The organism is Rahnella victoriana (genome assembly GCF_004330295.1).
Taxonomy (GTDB): Bacteria; Pseudomonadota; Gammaproteobacteria; order Enterobacterales; family Enterobacteriaceae; genus Rahnella; species Rahnella victoriana.
The window spans coordinates 62,116-78,658 of record NZ_SJOJ01000009.1; the positions used below are offsets into that span (position 1 = coordinate 62,116).

Here is a 16,543-nt window from a genome sequence, read left to right on the forward strand (position 1 = left end):
CATTTTTCTTCATTGTCACAGCCCTCAGTATATCGGTAACCGGCCGGTGGTTTTATCGCAGGCACAAAAAAAGCGGCTGATTAGCCGCTTTTTGCTGAAACTGAGTGCTGATTACAGCAGGTCAGAAATCATTTTTTCCAGTTTGCCCTGATCGACTGCAAACTTACGGATGCCATCCGCCAGTTTGTCGACAGCCATTGGATCCTGGTTGTGCTCCCAGTAGAACTGAGGTTCAGTCAGTGGCGCCGGACGTGGTTTGGTTTCACCGGAGAAGGACAGTTTGCGCTCCAGCGGGCCTTCGCTTTCTGCCAGCTCTTTGAGCAGCGCAGGGGCGATGGTCAGACGGTCACAGCCAGCCAGTTCGATGATTTCGCCGATGTTACGGAAACTTGCACCCATCACGACAGTTTCGTAGCCGTGTTGTTTGTAGTATTCGTAGATTTCAGTCACGGACACAACGCCCGGATCTTCATGCGGTGCGAATTCTTTTTTGTCGCCATTGGCTTTGTACCAGTCGAGGATACGGCCAACGAACGGAGAAATCAGGAACACACCAGCTTCCGCACACGCACGAGCCTGAGCGAAGGAGAACAGCAGGGTCAGGTTACAGTTGATGCCTTCTTTTTCCAGTTTCTCTGCAGCGCGGATGCCCTGCCAGGTAGAAGCCAGTTTGATCAGGATACGGTCGTTGGTGATGCCTGCATCGTTGTAGAGTTTGATCAGGCGTTTAGCTTTCGCCACGCTGGCATCGGTGTCGTAGGACAGACGCGCGTCAACTTCTGTTGAAATACGGCCCGGGACCAGTTTCAGGATTTCCAGACCGATATTTACTGCCAGTTTGTCAGCGGCATCAGTGATCTGCTGGTCATGATCGCTGCTCTGGTCACGTGCCCAGGCGATAGCTTCGTCGATCAGTTTACGGTATTCAGGAATTTGCGCAGCGCTGAGGATCAGTGACGGGTTAGTGGTCGCATCCTGCGGCTGGTACAACTTCATTGCCGCGATATCTCCGGTGTCAGCAACAACCTGAGTCATTTGGCGTAGGGAAGTCAGTTTATCGGTCATTATGGCATATCTCATCGTTTGGACGTTTTCGTATAGGCATTTTCATGCCTTGCCTTTGGCTGATGATAACATGCAAAAAGCCAGGCGCAAGGCGCATATCACGGCATGCTCGGCTACGAACATCTATGGATTTCTCACCTTCTAAAACACACAAATTCAGCCAAAATGCATATGTTACCGGTTCGATAAAAAAGGTATGTTAGCCCTCCGAAGTGGTCATTGCCCTGAAGGAAAACCATAAAAACGATGAAGGGTAATCAACCAAGGATAACTCATGAATGATCTGCTGGATTTTTTCGACACCATTCTCTGGAGTTCGATCCTGATTTACCTGCTGTTTGGCACCGGCATTTATCTGACCTTCCGTCTGGGCCTGATTCCGCTACGCCGCTTTGCCCATCTGTTCTCCCTGTCCCATTTTGCCTCCAACCATGATCCGCGCGGCGTTTCCCCCTGGCGCATTTTGTGTCTGAGTCTGGCTTCGCGCATCGGGACCGGCAACCTGACTGGCGTCGCCATCGCCATTACGCTCGGCGGGCCGGGCGCCGTCTTCTGGATGTGGGTCATTGGCGTGTTCAGCATGGCGACCGCACTGATAGAAAATACGCTGGCGCAGATTTATAAAGGCATCGGGACCCGTGGAAAATTTCGCGGCGGTCCGGCCGATTATATGGAGAAAGGGCTGGGCATGCGCTGGATGGGCGTCCTGTTTTCGCTGCTGATGGTGCTGTCCTGCGGCTTTATTTTCAGCGCGTTACAGGCCAATTCCATTGCGCAGGCGTCTTTCCATCTGCTGCATGTTCCGGTGCTGACGACCGCCTTTATTTTAGCCTCGCTGGTCGCCCTGATGATCTTTGGCGGAATACGCGCCATTGTCTGGCTTTCCAGCTGGCTGATCCCGCTGATGGCCTTCGCATTTTTGCTGCTGGCCCTGTGGGTCATCGGCCATCACATTGGACAGTTGCCCCGCGTTCTGATGCTGGTGTTTAAAAGCGCGTTCGGTCTGCAGGAAGCGGCCTCCGGCGCGCTGGCATACGGTGTCACACAGGCCATCACTCAGGGCATGCAACGCGGCGCGTTCGCCAGTGAAACCGGGGTGGGTTCCTCACCAAACGCGGCGGCGATGGCGTCGGTCAGCCATCCGGCGGCCATGGGGTTTAACCAGATGCTGGCCGTGTTTATCGATACCGTGGTGATCTGCACCGCCACCGCGCTGATCGTACTGACCTCCGGCGTGCTGGATAATCCCGACGCGCCCTCGGGTATCCGGCTCATCCGGGAAGCGATCAGCCCGTCTATGCCCGGCTGGAGCCACATTGTGCTGGCGGTGCTGGTGTTCTCTTTTGCGTTCACATCCATTGCCGGTAACTATGTGTATGCCGAAAATAATCTCAGCTTCGTGCACCGTGCAGCGCCAGTTAAGCTGCTGATTTTCCGCCTGCTGGTGATTGCGATGGTGTTCTGCGGCTGTCTGATGGAACTGCAACTGCTGTGGAAACTGGCCGATATTTTCATGGCCCTGATGGCGATACTCAATCTCACCGCCTTACTGCTGCTGTCGGGCGTCGCGGTCAAGGTGGTGAAAGATTACGATCGCCAGCGGCGCATGGGGAAAACACCGGTGTTTAATCCCGATCATTACCCTGAATTACGCGGTCAGCTGGATCCGGGTATCTGGGATAAACGCCCTCCTCCGCGCTGATTTTCTACGCTTTTACCTATTGATATCATGCCTCCATCGTCGTGGCTTTTTTGCTACAGTAGGGCAACTCATCATTCCTGAATGTGAACCGTCACTGACCAACGGACGAGACTATGCTGACCATTATTTCACCTGCCAAAACGCTCGATTACGAAAGCCCGCTTGCGACAACGCGCTATACCCAACCGGAACTGCTGGATAAATCCAGCCAGCTGATCACCGTGGCGCGCAAAATGTCCCCTGCGCAGATCTCTTCACTGATGGGGATCAGCGATAAACTGGCCCATCTCAATGCCGAACGTTTCAATGACTGGCAGCCGGATTTCACGCCGGAAAATGCCCGTCAGGCGCTGCTGGCCTTTAAAGGCGATGTGTATACCGGTTTGCAGGCAGAAGATTTCAGCGAAAAAGACTTTGATTTTGCACAGAAACATCTGCGGATGTTGTCGGGTTTATACGGCCTGCTGCGCCCGCTGGATTTGATGATGCCGTACCGTCTGGAAATGGGTATCCGTCTGGAAAATCCCCGGGGCGCGAACCTGTATGCCTTCTGGGGCGAGTTACTGACTGACAAACTCAATCAGTTGCTCAGCGAACAAAAAAGCAAAGTGCTGGTGAATCTGGCCTCCGATGAATACTTTAAAGCGGTGAAACCGAAACGGCTGGAAGGCGAAATCATTAAGCCGGTGTTCCTCGACGAGAAGAACGGTAAATACAAAGTCATCAGTTTCTATGCCAAAAAAGCGCGTGGGCTGATGAGCCGCTTTATTATCAAGGAACGCCTCGATAAGCCGAAACAACTTCAGGATTTCAATCTGGAAGGCTATGCCTTTGACGAATCACGTTCGCAGGGCAATGAGCTGGTGTTTACCCGCCCTGAACGCTGATTTACCCGAACGGCAGGCATAAAAAAGCCCTCGTGAAGAGGGCTTTTGCATTTCAGCTCACAGCGTTTATTCAGGCAGCGCCATCAGGAATGCGCGCATTTCGCTGAAATCAGCCGGCAGGTTGTGCGACAGCAACGGCAGGTCAGCGCGATCCGCCAGTTCTTTCGGCAAACCGATATCCTGATCCAGAATCGCTTCCACGCTTTCCTTAAATTTCGCCGGATGTGCGGTGCCGATAAACAGACCGAACTCGCCCGGTTGCAGCTGATCGCGCAGCACGCGGTAGGCGATAGCGGCGTGAGGTTCTGAGATATAACCGATATTCGCCAGCTCACGCATCGCGTCTTCGGTGGTGTCATCGCTGACCGCGCCGAAGCCCAGATCTTTCAGCTGCCAGGTTTTACGGCGATAGAGTTCTTCCACGCGCGGCCAGTTGTTTGGCTGGCTGACATCCATCGCGTTCGACAGCGTCGCAACGGTTTTCTTCGGTTCCCACTCGCCGTTTGACAGGAAACGCGGCACCGTGTCATTGGCGTTGGTCGCTGCGATAAAGCGTTTCACCGGCAGGCCGAGAGATTTCGCCAGCAGACCGGCGGTCAGATCACCGAAGTTACCGCTTGGCACAGAAACCACCAGCTGATTGCGCGCTTCCTGCGGCAACTGGGCCACCGCTTCAAAGTAGTAACAAATCTGCGCCAGCAGACGGCTGATGTTGATGGAGTTGGCCGAGTTCAGCTTCAGCGCATGTTTCAGTTCTTCATCATCAAACGCCTGTTTCACCAGCGCCTGACAGGCATCAAAGTCGCCGTCGATGGCGACAGTATGGATGTTGCCGCCAAGGGTACAGAACAATTTTTCCTGCAACGGGCTGATTTTGCCGCGCGGATAGAGGATTACCACACGGACATTCTTCAGGCCGTGGAAGGCATGCGCCACTGCCGCACCGGTATCACCGGACGTTGCGGTCAGAATGGTCACCGGCTCGTCACCTGAAACCTGAGTCAGGATCTGCGCCATGAAGCGGCCGCCGAAATCTTTAAAGGCCAGGGTCGGGCCGTGGAACAGCTCCAGACAGGCAATGTCTTCTTCTACTTTGGCAACCGGCGCCGGGAAGGCAAACGCATTTTTCACGCGCTGATGTAACTCTTCTTCCGGGATCTCATCGCCGATGAAAGCAGAGAGAATACGGCTGCTGCGGGTGACGAAATCCAGTTCCAGCAAGCGGTCGATTTCAGTCAGTTCAAACTCAGGCAGCTCCAGCGGGAAGAATAAACCCTGCTGTTTTCCAAGACCTTGTTTGACGGCCTGAGCAAAGCTGACCTGCTCGTTGTGATCCTTCAGGTTGTACAGTTTCATTAGTTATCCCAATAAATTATCGAGTTATCCCAATACCCGCGCGCCCGCGGTATCAAGACGACAAATATGAACAAAGCCTTCGTCATTTTGCAGATAATGCGTCTGCAACCAGTCAGCCATACGTTTCGCTGTCGCGCTGTCGTTACATACTGCAAACAGCGTCGGGCCGGAACCGGAAATCCCGCACGCCAGTGCACCAATTTCTTCTGCGGCACTGCGCGCCTCGGCAAAGCCCGGCAGCAAACGGGTGCGGTAAGGTTCAGCAATCACATCTTTCATCAGTTTCGCGGCCAGCGCCGGTTGCTGCGTATGGCAGGCGTGAATAAAGCCTGCCAGATAGCGCCCGTGGCTGATGCAATCCTGACGGCGATATTGCGCGGGTAAAATAGCGCGCGCTTCCGCGGTGGAGACTTTAATCCCCGGATACGCCATCACCCACAGCCAGTCGTCAAAACAGGGCACGTTCTGGCTGATGATATCGTGCTCTTCAAGCATCAGCTGAATGCCGCCCAGGTAGCATGGCGCCACATTGTCGAAATGCACGCTGCCGGAAATACGCCCTTCCAGCTCGCCCATCAGCAACAGCATCTGGTTTTCATTCAGCGGCTTACCGCAGAATTCATTCATCGCCATCAGACCGGCGACCACCGAACAGGCGCTGGATCCCAGACCGGATCCAATCGGCATGTTTTTTTCCAGCGTCATCGCCACCGGCACTTCCCTGCCGATTTCCTGACAGAAACGCTGCCAGCACTGATAAACGATATTGTCTTCCATGCGGTCAGGCAGTTTGGAGACAAACTTGCCTTCGTTTTTCAGACTGAATGCTGTGGCCGCTTCCACGGAAACACAGTCGCCCAGCAGCGTGCCATCCACCGGAGACACCGCTGCGCCCAGAACATCGAAGCCGACGCTGACGTTCCCGATTGAAGCCGGGGCATACACCTTAACCATATTAAACTCCTAACTTCCATGACAGCGTTCTCAAAAGATCGGCAAACACACCTGCCGCCGTCACATCATTACCTGCACCGTAGCCACGCAGAACCAACGGCAATGGCTGATAATAGCGGCTGTAAAACGCCAGCGCATTCTCCCCATTTTTTACTTTATAAAGCGGGTCATTACCATCGACGGCATCGATTTTTACTTTGCACTGACCGTCTTCGATAGCCCCGACATAACGCAATACTTTTCCTGCGGCGGTCGCCTCTGCCACACGCTGCGCAAATTCAGCATCCAGTTCCGGCAGACGCGCCACAAAATCGTTCACTGAGCCTTCTGAATTGAAAGACGGCGGCAGAACAGATTCCACATCGATATCGGTCAGTTCCAGTTTGTAACCGGCCTCACGCGCCAGGATCAGCAATTTACGGGCGACGTCCATACCGGACAGGTCATCACGCGGATCCGGTTCGGTGTAGCCCATCTCCTTCGCCTGCAAGGTGGCGGCAGACAACGACATGCCTTCATCCAGCTTACCGAAAATGAAGGACAGCGAGCCGGACAGAATACCGGAGAAACGCACCAGTTCATCACCGGCATTCAGCAGGTTTTGCAGGTTCTCAATGACCGGTAAACCCGCGCCGACGTTGGTGTCGTAGAGGAATTTACGGCGTGAACCATCCGCCGCTTTACGCAGCTGATAGTAATAATTCATGGAGGAAGTGTTGGCTTTCTTGTTTGGCGTCACGACGTGGAAACCGTCGGCCAGGAAATCGGCGTATTGATCGGCCACTTCCTGACTGGACGTACAGTCAACGATCACCGGGTTCAGCAGGTGATACTCTTTCACCAGACGGATCAGACGGCCCAGATTCAGCGGCTCTTTGGCGGCACCCAGCTCATCACGCCAGGTTTCCAGCGCAATGCCGTGCACGTTGGTCAGTAACGCGCGGGAGTTGGCGATACCGCAGACGCGCAGATCGATATGTTTGGTTTTCAGCCACGCCTGCTGACGGCGGATCTGTTCGATCAACGCCCCGCCGACACCACCGACGCCAATCAGGAAGACTTCGATCACCTGATCGGTATTGAACAACATCTGGTGGCTGACGCGCACGCCGGTCGTCGCATCGTCATTATTGACGACCACGGAAATGGAACGTTCGGAAGAGCCCTGCGCGATCGCCACAATATTGATATTGGCGCGCGCCAGTGCAGAGAAAAATTTCGCCGAAATGCCGCGCAGTGTGCGCATACCGTCGCCGACCACGGAAATAACGGCCAGCTTCTCCATCACATCCAGCGGCTCCAGCAGGCCGTCTTTCAGCTCGAGGTAGAACTCGTCTTCCAGCGCTTTACGGGCGCGCTCCAGCTCGCTCTGCGGTACGCAGAAACTGATGCTGTATTCGGAAGAAGACTGGGTGATCAGCACCACGGAAATGCCTGAACGGGACATCACCGCGAACACACGCGCCGCCATGCCGATCATCCCTTTCATTCCCGGACCGGAAACGTTGATCATCGCCATGTTGTTCAGATTAGTGATGCCTTTCACCGGCGTGTTATCGCCGAGGCTTTCGCTGCCAATCAGGGTGCCCGGCGCCTGCGGGTTGGTGGTGTTTTTGATCAGGCAAGGGATCTGGAACTGAGCAATCGGCAGGATGGTACGCGGGTGAAGGACTTTCGCCCCAAAATACGACAACTCCATCGCTTCCTGATAGGACATCGATTTCAGTAAGCGGGCATCCGGCACGGTGCGCGGGTCACAGGTATAAACGCCGTCGACGTCGGTCCAGATCTCGCAACAGTCGGCGCGTAAACAGGCGGCCAGCACGGCGGCAGAATAGTCGGAACCGTTGCGTCCGAGCACCACCAGTTCCCCCTGCTCGTTACCGGCAGTGAATCCGGCCATCAGCACGATATGATCGGCAGGAATGGCACTGGCGGCGATGCGGCGGGTGGATTCGTTGATATCTACGGTGGATTCGAGGTAATGCCCCTGCGCGAGCAGTTTTTCCACCGGGTTAATCACGGTGACGCCAAAACCTTTGGCACGGAACACCGCTTCCATGATGGCAATAGACAGTTTTTCGCCGCGACAGATGATGGAAGCATTGACGCTGTCCGGGCATTGCCCCAGCAGGGTGATGCCATGCATCAGCTGTTTCAGCTGAGCGAACTCATGATCGACGAAGGCTTTCACTTTCGGTAAATCAAAACCGGGCTGGGCGGCTGCGAGGCCGGTGATCAGCTGACCAAAAATGTTTTCTGCATCACTCATGATGGTCTGAATGTCCTGTCCTGCGACAGTTCGCTCAATCATGGCGACCAGATAGTTGGTGATTTTGGCAGGCGCGGATAATACCGTCGCGACCTGTCCCTGACGCGCATTGCTTTCCATAATGTCCGCAACCCGCAAGAAGCGTTCTGCGTTTGCTACCGAGGTCCCGCCAAATTTCAACACTCGCATTTCTGGTTCTCTCCTGAAGCTCTCGTTAAAAGGTAAAAAAAAAGCCCGCACTGGTTAGGTGCGGGCTTTTTTCTTTTTCCTGTACGCGTCAGCCCGCCCCGTTACCTGTGGTATCGGTGGTGGTAATAATTGTTGTGTTCAGGCTGATGATTCGCATTTTTATTTTCTGTCTGTCTTTAGGTTTGTACTCTGTCTGCCTCTATTAGCTAAAGCATAAGGCACAATAAGTCAATTTTTTTCTGTTTTCGCCCGGTTTATCACGCACAGAATCAAAGGGGTAATGCTCTGCCATCGCAACCCATTCCAGTGGAATCGCCAGGCCTGCGCATCACTCACCGGATATCAAACTGTCGCTGCAAAGATTCCCCTCACATCATTGGGTCAGCTTTTTTTCGATGTCATGCAGCAAAGTATGCAGCATCGCCGCGTCCCGTTGCTGCAACAGACCCAGGCGCTGATGCAGCCAGTCGGACAATTTCTGGTCATCTTCTGCCCCGACATTTTCCAGTAAGCGTCCGACCCGCGCACGCAATGCGGACAACTGTCCGGCTTCGGCATTTTCAGGTTTGGCTGACGTCACCTGGTTAAGCGAAGAGAGCTGATAGCAGAACACCATCACCGCCTGGCCGAGATTGAGTGACGGGTAATCCGCCACCATCGGCACGCCGGTCAGCACGTCGGCCAGTTCCAGTTCCTCATTGGTCAGCCCGGAATCTTCTCGCCCAAACACCAGCGCCGCATGGTTCACCCAGTGGCTTTTCTCTTCGAGCTGCACCTGCAGTTCCTGCGGCGTGCAGTAATAGTGAAACTTCGCCCGGCTGCGCGCCGTCGTGGCTACCGTGAAATCGATACCGGCCAGGGCTTCTGCCAGCGTGTCGAAATGAAGGGCATTTTGCAGGATCTCCTGCGAGCCGTGAGCGACCCAGCCCGCTTCCGGCTTGAGGTGCGCTTCGCTGTCAACAATCCGCAAGGAAGCAAAGCCCATGGTTTTCATGGCACGGGCTGCCGCACCGACATTTTCCGGCCGCGCCGGGGAGACTAAAATAATATGAAGTTGCATATCGCGCCTTTGCAGGGAGAGGGAAGAATTTGTCGCCTGTATTTCAGCGATGAAATTTTATCCTGTTTCAGACCTATTCATCGTTTATATTCTTCACAAGAACTTAACAGTCTACTGGATATATTCCTTTATTTTATCGGAAAAGCTTAGCCGGCAGGTAAAAAAGCTGCTGGCGCGGTTAAGCACATTTCCTTAAAAAATTAGTCATTATTTTTCATATGGATATATAATAATGACCCATACAGATTTTGCATTTATCTTTCGTTTCATGAGGATTTGCTGAATCGTGTACAATAAAGGCCGAAATGTGACTCAAGCGTGCATTCTTGTAAGTGTTTTTCACTGTTCTGTTACCGTGCTACAATTGAACTTGATATATGTCAACAAACCGTAATTTTGTTGGGTGGTAATTTCGGCACTCGCTGTTATATTGCTGTTAATAGGGTTAGGATATGCGCCGCTTTAGGACCCCGTGGAACTGCAGAAAGTGGAATCCCTGACCGAGCTTGCGATGTTGTTGCCGTTGATGGAAATTGCATCGAGAACGCGTTTACGTACTTTAGTCATGTAACGAGTGAGATGGCCAATAAGGCATCATAATTCATTGGGATAACAAGGACTTCTGTACTCCTATTTTCTATTTGTTGGCAATCTTAGGTAGCAATCATGCAGACCCCTCACATTCTGATCGTCGAAGACGAGTTAGTGACACGTAATACGTTAAAGAGCATTTTTGAAGCAGAAGGCTACATGGTACATGAAGCTAATGATGGCGCTGAAATGCACCACATTCTGTCCGAAAATGACATCAATCTGGTTATCATGGACATCAACCTGCCAGGCAAAAACGGCCTGCTGCTGGCACGCGAACTGCGCGAACAAGCCAGCGTTGCTCTGATGTTCCTGACCGGCCGCGACAACGAAGTTGATAAGATTTTAGGTCTGGAAATCGGCGCTGATGACTACATCACCAAGCCATTCAACCCGCGTGAGCTGACCATCCGCGCCCGTAACCTGCTGTCCCGCACGATGAACCTGGGCACTACCGGTGAAGAACGTCGTCTGGTTGAAAGCTACAAATTCAATGGCTGGGAACTCGACATCAACAGCCGTTCACTGATCAGCCCGCAAGGCGAACAGTACAAATTACCGCGCAGTGAATTCCGCGCCATGCTGCATTTCTGCGAAAACCCGGGCAAAATCCAAACCCGTGGCGATCTGCTGAAGAAAATGACCGGCCGCGAACTGAAACCGCATGACCGTACCGTTGACGTGACCATCCGTCGCATCCGTAAGCATTTCGAAGCTACGCCGGATACCCCTGAAATCATCGCCACCATTCACGGCGAAGGTTACCGTTTCTGCGGCGATCTGGAAGACTGATACAGAAGGTTGCCAACCGCTGTGTAGTCGATGTGATCCAACGTTAAAGGCCAGCGAAAGCTGGCCTTTTGTTTTGTGCATCATGCTGAAAATTCAGGGTGCGCTGTGCGCCCACGGAATAATCGGCACCGCGCTGAGCGCATTTTTCGGTGAGCCATCGACGACTTTATCGGAATAGCTCAGGTAGATAAGCGCGTTACGTTTTTCATCATAAAAACGCACCACCTGCAGCTTTTTGAACACCAGCGATGTCCGTTTCTGGAAAACCACGGTGCCCTTATCTTTCCCCTGCTTAATCTTGTCACTGAGATCAATAGGGCCGACCTGCTGACAGGAAATCGCCGCATCCGACGTATCTTCGGCCAGACCTAATCCGCCCTTAATTCCACCGGTTTTTGCGCGACTGATATAACAAGTTACATTTTTAATATCAGGATCATCAAAGGCCTCGACCACGATTTTGTGGTCCGGACCGAATAACTTGAAGACCGTGTCGACAGACCCGACCTGCTCTGCCTGTGCTGCTCCCGAACAAAAAGCAAACATCCCAAAAACAAAAATCCAACATTTATTCATTAAGTTACTCCACGTCATGAGCATGACGTTGTTTTCTAAAGAAACCCCAATCAGAAAGCGTGTATTCACACTTTCGGAATGAAATACTCTGTAACACCTGTAAATAGCACAGATAGCCAAAAAATTCTTAGGAAGTCTTCTCAGGAAAAAGTTGTTATTATGCCGCCCATCATTCTGTGCATTTATCTTAGTTCAACGAGGACGATCTATGGATCAAGCAGGAATCATTCGTGACCTTCTTAGCTGGTTAGAAACCCATTTAGACCAGCCCTTGTCACTCGACAATGTCGCAGCCAAGGCCGGCTATTCCAAGTGGCACCTGCAGCGCATGTTTAAAGATGTCACTAATAATGCCATTGGCGCTTATATTCGTGCCCGCCGCCTGTCAAAAGCGGCTGTCGCTTTACGCCTCACCAGTCGCCCGATTTTAGATATCGCTCTTCAGTACCGTTTTGACTCTCAACAGACGTTTACCCGGGCGTTCAAAAAACAGTTCGCGCAAACGCCGGCCTTATACCGTCGTGCTGAAGACTGGCATTCCTTCGGTATCTGCCCGCCGATCCGTCTGGGAGCCTTCATTCTGCCGCAGCCTGAGTATATCTCGTTGCCGGAACAGCATCTGGTCGGCATGACGCAAAGCTACGCCTGTACGCTGGAGCAAATCACCACCTACCGCAATGAGATGCGTCGTCATTTCTGGCGTCAGTATATCGGCGAGGCGAAAACGCTGCCGCCGATCCTTTATGGCCTGCACCATTCGCGTCCAAGCCAGGAAAAAGATGACGAGCAGGAAGTATTGTACACGACTGCACTGGAAGCCCAGCATCTGCCGGAAAACGTAGAAGGTCAGCCGATTGTGTTGCAGCACGGTGAATATGCCATGTTCCATTACAATGGCACGCCGGAGCATTTGCAGGAATTTATTCTGACGTTGTACAGCACCTGTCTGCCAACATTAAAACTGACCCGCAGAAAGGGACAGGATATCGAACGCTTTTACACGAATGGCCGTGCCCCCGGCACGACGCCAACCGAATTACAGTGTGATTACCTGATCCCTATCCGCCGCTAACGCCTTCTGGCGTTAGCGTTGCAACTCGTCTAACGCGGGCAAATCAAGATGTGAGACATCGCCCGCCGTTTCCACAATCCAGCCATTCGCCAGCCAGGCGCTTTTCTGGTGATCGACACGCGACAGTGAACAGTTACGCAGACGCAGACGGCGCTCCGCATACGCCGGTAATCCGAGGATCGTGCTGATCAGGCAACCCAGCGCGATGCCGTGGCTGACCAGCAGCGGTTTGCTTCCCGGCGGTAAATCCAGGCAGCTGTCGAGCGCGGCACGCATACGCGCGGCCAGTTCGGTCATGGTTTCGCCTTCGGGGATACGCCCTTTCGGTGAGCCATCGACCATCTGCTTACGCCAGCCTTCTTCCTGTTCCGTCAGGCCATCCAGAATACGTTCTTCCAGCACCCCCATATGCAATTCGCGCAAACGCGGCTCATCGATGACTTCACAGCCACAGGCATCAGCGATAATCTGCGCCGTGTGGCGGGTACGTCCTAAATCACTGGTGATAACGTGAGTGATCCCTTCATCGCGCACGCGCTGAGCAACCTGACGGGCCTGATACAGACCTTTTGCTGTCAGCGGGCTGTCTGACTGCCCCTGAATACGGCGTGCGGCGTTCCATTCTGTTTCGCCATGACGGACGAGATATACCTGTAACATGAGTGTTTTCCGTTATACTGCGTGAAATTTGCTAAAGGATGCTAAAACTCTATGTACCATGTTGTCGCTGCAACCACTAACCCGGCAAAAATTAAAGCTATCGCCATGGCTTTTGAAGATATTTTCGGCGCTGAGGCATTTCGCATTGAAGGCGTTGACGTCGACAGTGGTGTTCCCAGTCAGCCTATCGGCAGTAATGAAACCCGTACCGGAGCACGCCACCGCGTAATCGGCGCACGTCAGGTTCGTCCCGAAGCAGACTTCTGGGTCGGCGTGGAAGCGGGTATCGAAGACAATATGACCTTCGCGTGGATGGTGATTGAGAATATGCACCAGCGCGGCGAATCCCGTTCAGCCAGTTTAATGTTACCTGAAATCATTTTACAGGGGATCAACCAGGGCAGTGAACTGGGGGATGAGATGGAAAAACTGACGGGTATCGCAGAAGTGAAACGCAAAGGCGGTGCTATTGGTGTCTTTACCGCCGGTAAACTGACCCGCACCAGCGTCTATCATCAGGCACTGGTTCTGGCTCTGGCGCCTTTCCATAATACGGTTTATCAAACCCGCGCCCAGACCCATTGAAATGAATGAAAGACAGAAACGGGCGCTTCAGTCGTCCGTTTTGTCTGTCAGCAGTTGCTCACCCAGCCAATCCTTCAGCGCAGCCGGTGCCGTTTTCAGGCCATTGGATCCGCGTGTAATCGTCGCGATGCCTGCACCCAGCTGGCTTTTCAGCTCACGCTGACTCATCTCTCCCCGCATCAGCTCCTGAATAATGCGCACCCGCGTACCCAGCGCCGCACGTTCGTCGGGCGTAAGCAGCAGTTGCAGCAGATCCTGATGCAGATTTTCAGCAAAAGATTGCTGTAGCAGTGCCAGAAAGCACTGCCAGTCCTCATTGCCTTGTTGGGAAAGAGCAGGGTCAGTGATTGGTCGTTGAGTCATGAGAAGGCTGCCATACTATTAAACTAGTACAGCAGCTTACCATAAACGATCCGGGATCAGTAACGCCTCTGCCATTCGGCATCGGTCAAAATCTTGGCCGGTTGATGTAAAAAATAGCGATAAAACGCATCATATGCCAACACATTTTTAACATATCGGCGCGTTTCGGAGAAAGGGATACTCTCGATAAAGGCCACCGAATCCACCCTTCCCGCGCTGTTACCCAGCCAGGTATTCACGCGGGAAGGCCCGGCGTTATAGGCTGCGCTGGATAAAATACGGTTGCGGCCAAACATCTGATAGACATATTCCAGATAGCTGGTGCCGATGGTGATGTTCATTTGCGGATCCAGCAGTTGCGCCGGATTGCTGTAGCCCTGCAGACCAAACATATCCACGGTATGCTGCGCGGTCGCTGGCATCACCTGCATCAGACCCGACGCGCCGACCGGCGAACGGGCTTTCGGGTTCCACGCACTTTCCTGACGGGCAATCGCCATCGCGTAACTTTGCGTGATGCCTTTATCATTGGTGGCACGACGGAATTCATCCGGCCATGCCAGCGGGAAACGCTCTTCCAGATAATCCCACAGCTTGCCGGTAATGGTCGCCTGCACGCTGAGATCCGGCCATTTCTGTTCGAAGGCATAACGCGCCAGTGCCGACTGTTGGGATTCCGTGCGGCTGCTGACCAGATAGCTCCATTCGGTACGCGCCAGATTGTCCATCTGCCAGTACATCAGTTCACGAACGCGCGCCACTTCCGGCAGTTTCGCAATGCTGGCATCAGGCGTCGCAGCCACAGAAATCTGCATCGGATAGGTGACGTTCAGCTTTTGCGCAGCGGCCATCGGATAGAATCCGCGCCCCTTCATTAACGTACGCAACATCGCTTCACCCTGCGTGCGCTGACCCTTATCGATCATCACCGACGCACGCCAGTATTGCCATTCATCCGCCTGAAGCGCATCAGATGGCAAACGATCCAGCCACTGACTCAGCCCCTGACGGTCGCCGGCTGCCAGCGCCATGCGGATACGGCGCTCAACAAGCGTGGTGGAATGGCTGCGCAAAATGACGTTGTCGCGCCATGCTGCCTGCTCCGGCGTGGCATCGCTGCCCATATAACGCCAGGCCACGGCTTCTTCCAGATCCAGACGCTCGCTGTCGCTCATTTTCTGTAAACGTGCCAGCACCGGGATCATCGAACGGGCATTATCCGCATCATCACGGGCGATACGGGCGAAGGTAATGCTGGTGGCGTTGCGGGTAAAATCGGTCGGACCGACGCCGCGCGCAAAGCTTTCAATGGTATTCGGGTTGTTTTGCAGATCCAGCAGCGCATCGCGCATGGTCTGATAATCCGGCGGTAACTGCTTCGCCAGATAATTCACCAGATTGGTGTTGCCGGTTTTCATCGCCAGACCGATACGTTGCAGCGTGGTCAGCGCGGTCTGATTACCTGCGCCCTGCCAGACGGAAAACAGTTTGTCGCAGGTATTGGGCAGCGAGGTGCCGGTCAGCCAGATGTCTTTCGCACCGTCAAACGCGGTTTTCTGATCGCCCGTCGCCCATTTGGCGTAATAGTAGTTACAGCGCGCGGCGACCGGTTTCGGCGGCTGCGGGCTGAAAGAAAGCAAACTGTTCCAGTCCTGACGGCGTGCCAGTTCATTCACATAACGGGCAGGCAGGGATCGTGCGGGCGGCAATGTCGGGTTCGCTTTGACAAAAGCATTCACCTGCGACGGCGTCGCGTCAGCCAGATCCTGCGTCAGTTGCCGGTATTCCAGATAAGGATAAAGCGGATAATCTTCCAGCGTGGGCATCAGCTGGCTGACGACATCCAACTGATTGTTATCCCACGCCTGTTTAATCTGCATATAGTGCTGACGTTGTGCGTCCAGCGAGTCAGCTTTCGCCACGCCCGATACCGTTACCAGCAATACGCTCATTGCCAGAGAGTGCCATTTGTCCACCTTGACCATACTTACCTTTATCCTCACGGGTTGTGCCGAAACTGTTCTGCATTGTGTAGACAGCCACTACGCTAATCGATTCATTTTTAAAATTGAAGCGATGCGGGGACGGCATCACAAACTTTACACAGTGTGGTGCAAGCGACGGGCAGTTACCAGACAGCGGCAGATCTATTTTCTGTCACAGAACGTCGCGGCGGAGATCATTTTCAGTGCGGAATATCCGCAATTAAATAGCGGGTATTTCCCGCTATTTGACAGTTAATTAGCAGCCTTACTATTTCAGTAAAAATAACCACACTGACAAAACTCAGCTTTATTTACGTCTCTTTACGTTGATATTTACTTTCTAAACAAATGTTAAATAATATGTAAATAATAACGAAATTCCTAATGCGGTTATCAGTATGATTTTAATAGACATTTATTATTAAACTTAACGC

Annotated in this window: 15 protein-coding genes and 1 other annotated feature; of the genes, 5 read left to right on the forward strand and 10 right to left on the reverse strand. The window is 53.2% G+C overall.

What is annotated here, in order from left to right; translation table 11 throughout:
- Positions 1-111: 111 nt before the first annotated feature.
- Positions 112-1,065: a transaldolase gene (gene tal, locus EYY67_RS09435; protein ID WP_119822501.1), complete on the reverse strand. Its 954-nt coding sequence runs from the start codon at positions 1,063-1,065 to the stop codon at positions 112-114.
- 274 nt (positions 1,066-1,339) lie between these two features.
- Between tal and EYY67_RS09440 the strand changes: the two genes are divergently transcribed.
- Positions 1,340-2,767, forward strand: a complete 1,428-nt coding sequence (locus EYY67_RS09440) for an alanine/glycine:cation symporter family protein (protein ID WP_095924595.1) — start codon at positions 1,340-1,342, stop codon at positions 2,765-2,767.
- Between the two features lie 113 nt (positions 2,768-2,880).
- Positions 2,881-3,654 carry a peroxide stress protein YaaA gene (gene yaaA / locus EYY67_RS09445; protein WP_095924594.1) on the forward strand — a complete coding sequence of 258 codons (774 nt, stop codon included), beginning with the start codon at positions 2,881-2,883 and terminating at the stop codon, positions 3,652-3,654.
- A gap of 66 nt (positions 3,655-3,720) precedes the next feature.
- On the opposite strand, the gene thrC is transcribed toward yaaA, so the two are convergent.
- From thrC to EYY67_RS09470, 5 genes are all read right to left on the reverse strand, one after another.
- Positions 3,721-5,010: a threonine synthase gene (gene thrC, locus EYY67_RS09450; RefSeq protein ID WP_095924593.1), complete on the reverse strand. Its 1,290-nt coding sequence runs from the start codon at positions 5,008-5,010 to the stop codon at positions 3,721-3,723.
- A gap of 24 nt (positions 5,011-5,034) precedes the next feature.
- The gene (gene thrB / locus EYY67_RS09455; protein ID WP_119822498.1) at positions 5,035-5,964 is read right to left on the reverse strand and encodes a homoserine kinase; all 930 of its coding nucleotides are present in this window, start codon (positions 5,962-5,964) and stop codon (positions 5,035-5,037) included.
- 1 nt (position 5,965) lies between these two features.
- Positions 5,966-8,425, reverse strand: coding sequence for a bifunctional aspartate kinase/homoserine dehydrogenase I (gene thrA / locus EYY67_RS09460; RefSeq protein ID WP_095924591.1), 2,460 nt, complete (start codon positions 8,423-8,425; stop codon positions 5,966-5,968).
- A gap of 34 nt (positions 8,426-8,459) precedes the next feature.
- Positions 8,460-8,575 (reverse strand) — a sequence feature (Thr leader region).
- Positions 8,514-8,582 (reverse strand): thr operon leader peptide, encoded by a 69-nt coding sequence (gene thrL, locus EYY67_RS09465; RefSeq protein WP_071823645.1) that lies wholly within the window; start codon positions 8,580-8,582, stop codon positions 8,514-8,516. It overlaps the preceding feature by 62 nt.
- 216 nt (positions 8,583-8,798) lie before the next feature.
- A complete protein-coding gene (locus EYY67_RS09470; protein ID WP_131693383.1) occupies positions 8,799-9,485 on the reverse strand; it encodes a tRNA/rRNA methyltransferase in 687 nt (228 codons plus the stop codon).
- A gap of 666 nt (positions 9,486-10,151) precedes the next feature.
- On the opposite strand from EYY67_RS09470, the gene arcA reads away from it, so the two are divergent.
- Positions 10,152-10,868 carry a two-component system response regulator ArcA gene (gene arcA, locus EYY67_RS09475; RefSeq protein ID WP_013577079.1) on the forward strand — a complete coding sequence of 239 codons (717 nt, stop codon included), beginning with the start codon at positions 10,152-10,154 and terminating at the stop codon, positions 10,866-10,868.
- A 93-nt stretch (positions 10,869-10,961) separates the two neighbouring features.
- Here the strand turns inward: arcA and creA are convergent, their stop codons facing one another.
- Entirely contained in the window at positions 10,962-11,444 is a 483-nt protein-coding gene (gene creA, locus EYY67_RS09480; protein WP_095924589.1) for a protein CreA, read from the reverse strand.
- Between the two features lie 208 nt (positions 11,445-11,652).
- Here creA and robA point away from each other — a divergent pair, with 208 nt between their 5' ends.
- On the forward strand, positions 11,653-12,516 hold the full coding sequence (robA, locus tag EYY67_RS09485; RefSeq protein ID WP_095924588.1) for an MDR efflux pump AcrAB transcriptional activator RobA: 864 nt from the start codon (positions 11,653-11,655) through the stop codon (positions 12,514-12,516).
- 12 nt (positions 12,517-12,528) lie between these two features.
- On the opposite strand, the gene gpmB is transcribed toward robA, so the two are convergent.
- Complete coding sequence (gene gpmB, locus EYY67_RS09490) at positions 12,529-13,176, reverse strand: 2,3-diphosphoglycerate-dependent phosphoglycerate mutase GpmB (protein WP_119822497.1); 648 nt, start codon at positions 13,174-13,176, stop codon at positions 12,529-12,531.
- Between the two features lie 51 nt (positions 13,177-13,227).
- Here gpmB and yjjX point away from each other — a divergent pair, with 51 nt between their 5' ends.
- A complete protein-coding gene (yjjX, locus tag EYY67_RS09495; protein WP_095924586.1) occupies positions 13,228-13,761 on the forward strand; it encodes an inosine/xanthosine triphosphatase in 534 nt (177 codons plus the stop codon).
- Positions 13,762-13,788: 27 nt separating this feature from the next.
- Here yjjX and trpR read toward each other — a convergent pair whose 3' ends face one another.
- Positions 13,789-14,124: a trp operon repressor gene (gene trpR, locus EYY67_RS09500; RefSeq protein WP_095924585.1), complete on the reverse strand. Its 336-nt coding sequence runs from the start codon at positions 14,122-14,124 to the stop codon at positions 13,789-13,791.
- 56 nt (positions 14,125-14,180) lie between these two features.
- On the reverse strand, positions 14,181-16,109 hold the full coding sequence (sltY, locus tag EYY67_RS09505) for a murein transglycosylase (RefSeq protein WP_095924584.1): 1,929 nt from the start codon (positions 16,107-16,109) through the stop codon (positions 14,181-14,183).
- Positions 16,110-16,543: the final 434 nt, after the last annotated feature.

Coding starts and splice junctions, on each gene's coding strand:
- thrB (WP_119822498.1), bottom strand. CDS start 5,964: ATGGTTAAGGTGTATGCCCCGGCTTCAATCGGGAACGTCAGCGTCGGC.
- tal (WP_119822501.1), bottom strand. CDS start 1,065: ATGACCGATAAACTGACTTCCCTACGCCAAATGACTCAGGTTGTTGCT.
- creA (WP_095924589.1), bottom strand. CDS start 11,444: ATGAATAAATGTTGGATTTTTGTTTTTGGGATGTTTGCTTTTTGTTCG.
- thrA (WP_095924591.1), bottom strand. CDS start 8,425: ATGCGAGTGTTGAAATTTGGCGGGACCTCGGTAGCAAACGCAGAACGC.
- gpmB (WP_119822497.1), bottom strand. CDS start 13,176: ATGTTACAGGTATATCTCGTCCGTCATGGCGAAACAGAATGGAACGCC.
- EYY67_RS09470 (WP_131693383.1), bottom strand. CDS start 9,485: ATGCAACTTCATATTATTTTAGTCTCCCCGGCGCGGCCGGAAAATGTC.
- thrC (WP_095924593.1), bottom strand. CDS start 5,010: ATGAAACTGTACAACCTGAAGGATCACAACGAGCAGGTCAGCTTTGCT.
- yjjX (WP_095924586.1), top strand. CDS start 13,228: ATGTACCATGTTGTCGCTGCAACCACTAACCCGGCAAAAATTAAAGCT.
- EYY67_RS09440 (WP_095924595.1), top strand. CDS start 1,340: ATGAATGATCTGCTGGATTTTTTCGACACCATTCTCTGGAGTTCGATC.
- trpR (WP_095924585.1), bottom strand. CDS start 14,124: ATGACTCAACGACCAATCACTGACCCTGCTCTTTCCCAACAAGGCAAT.
- sltY (WP_095924584.1), bottom strand. CDS start 16,109: ATGGTCAAGGTGGACAAATGGCACTCTCTGGCAATGAGCGTATTGCTG.
- robA (WP_095924588.1), top strand. CDS start 11,653: ATGGATCAAGCAGGAATCATTCGTGACCTTCTTAGCTGGTTAGAAACC.
- yaaA (WP_095924594.1), top strand. CDS start 2,881: ATGCTGACCATTATTTCACCTGCCAAAACGCTCGATTACGAAAGCCCG.
- arcA (WP_013577079.1), top strand. CDS start 10,152: ATGCAGACCCCTCACATTCTGATCGTCGAAGACGAGTTAGTGACACGT.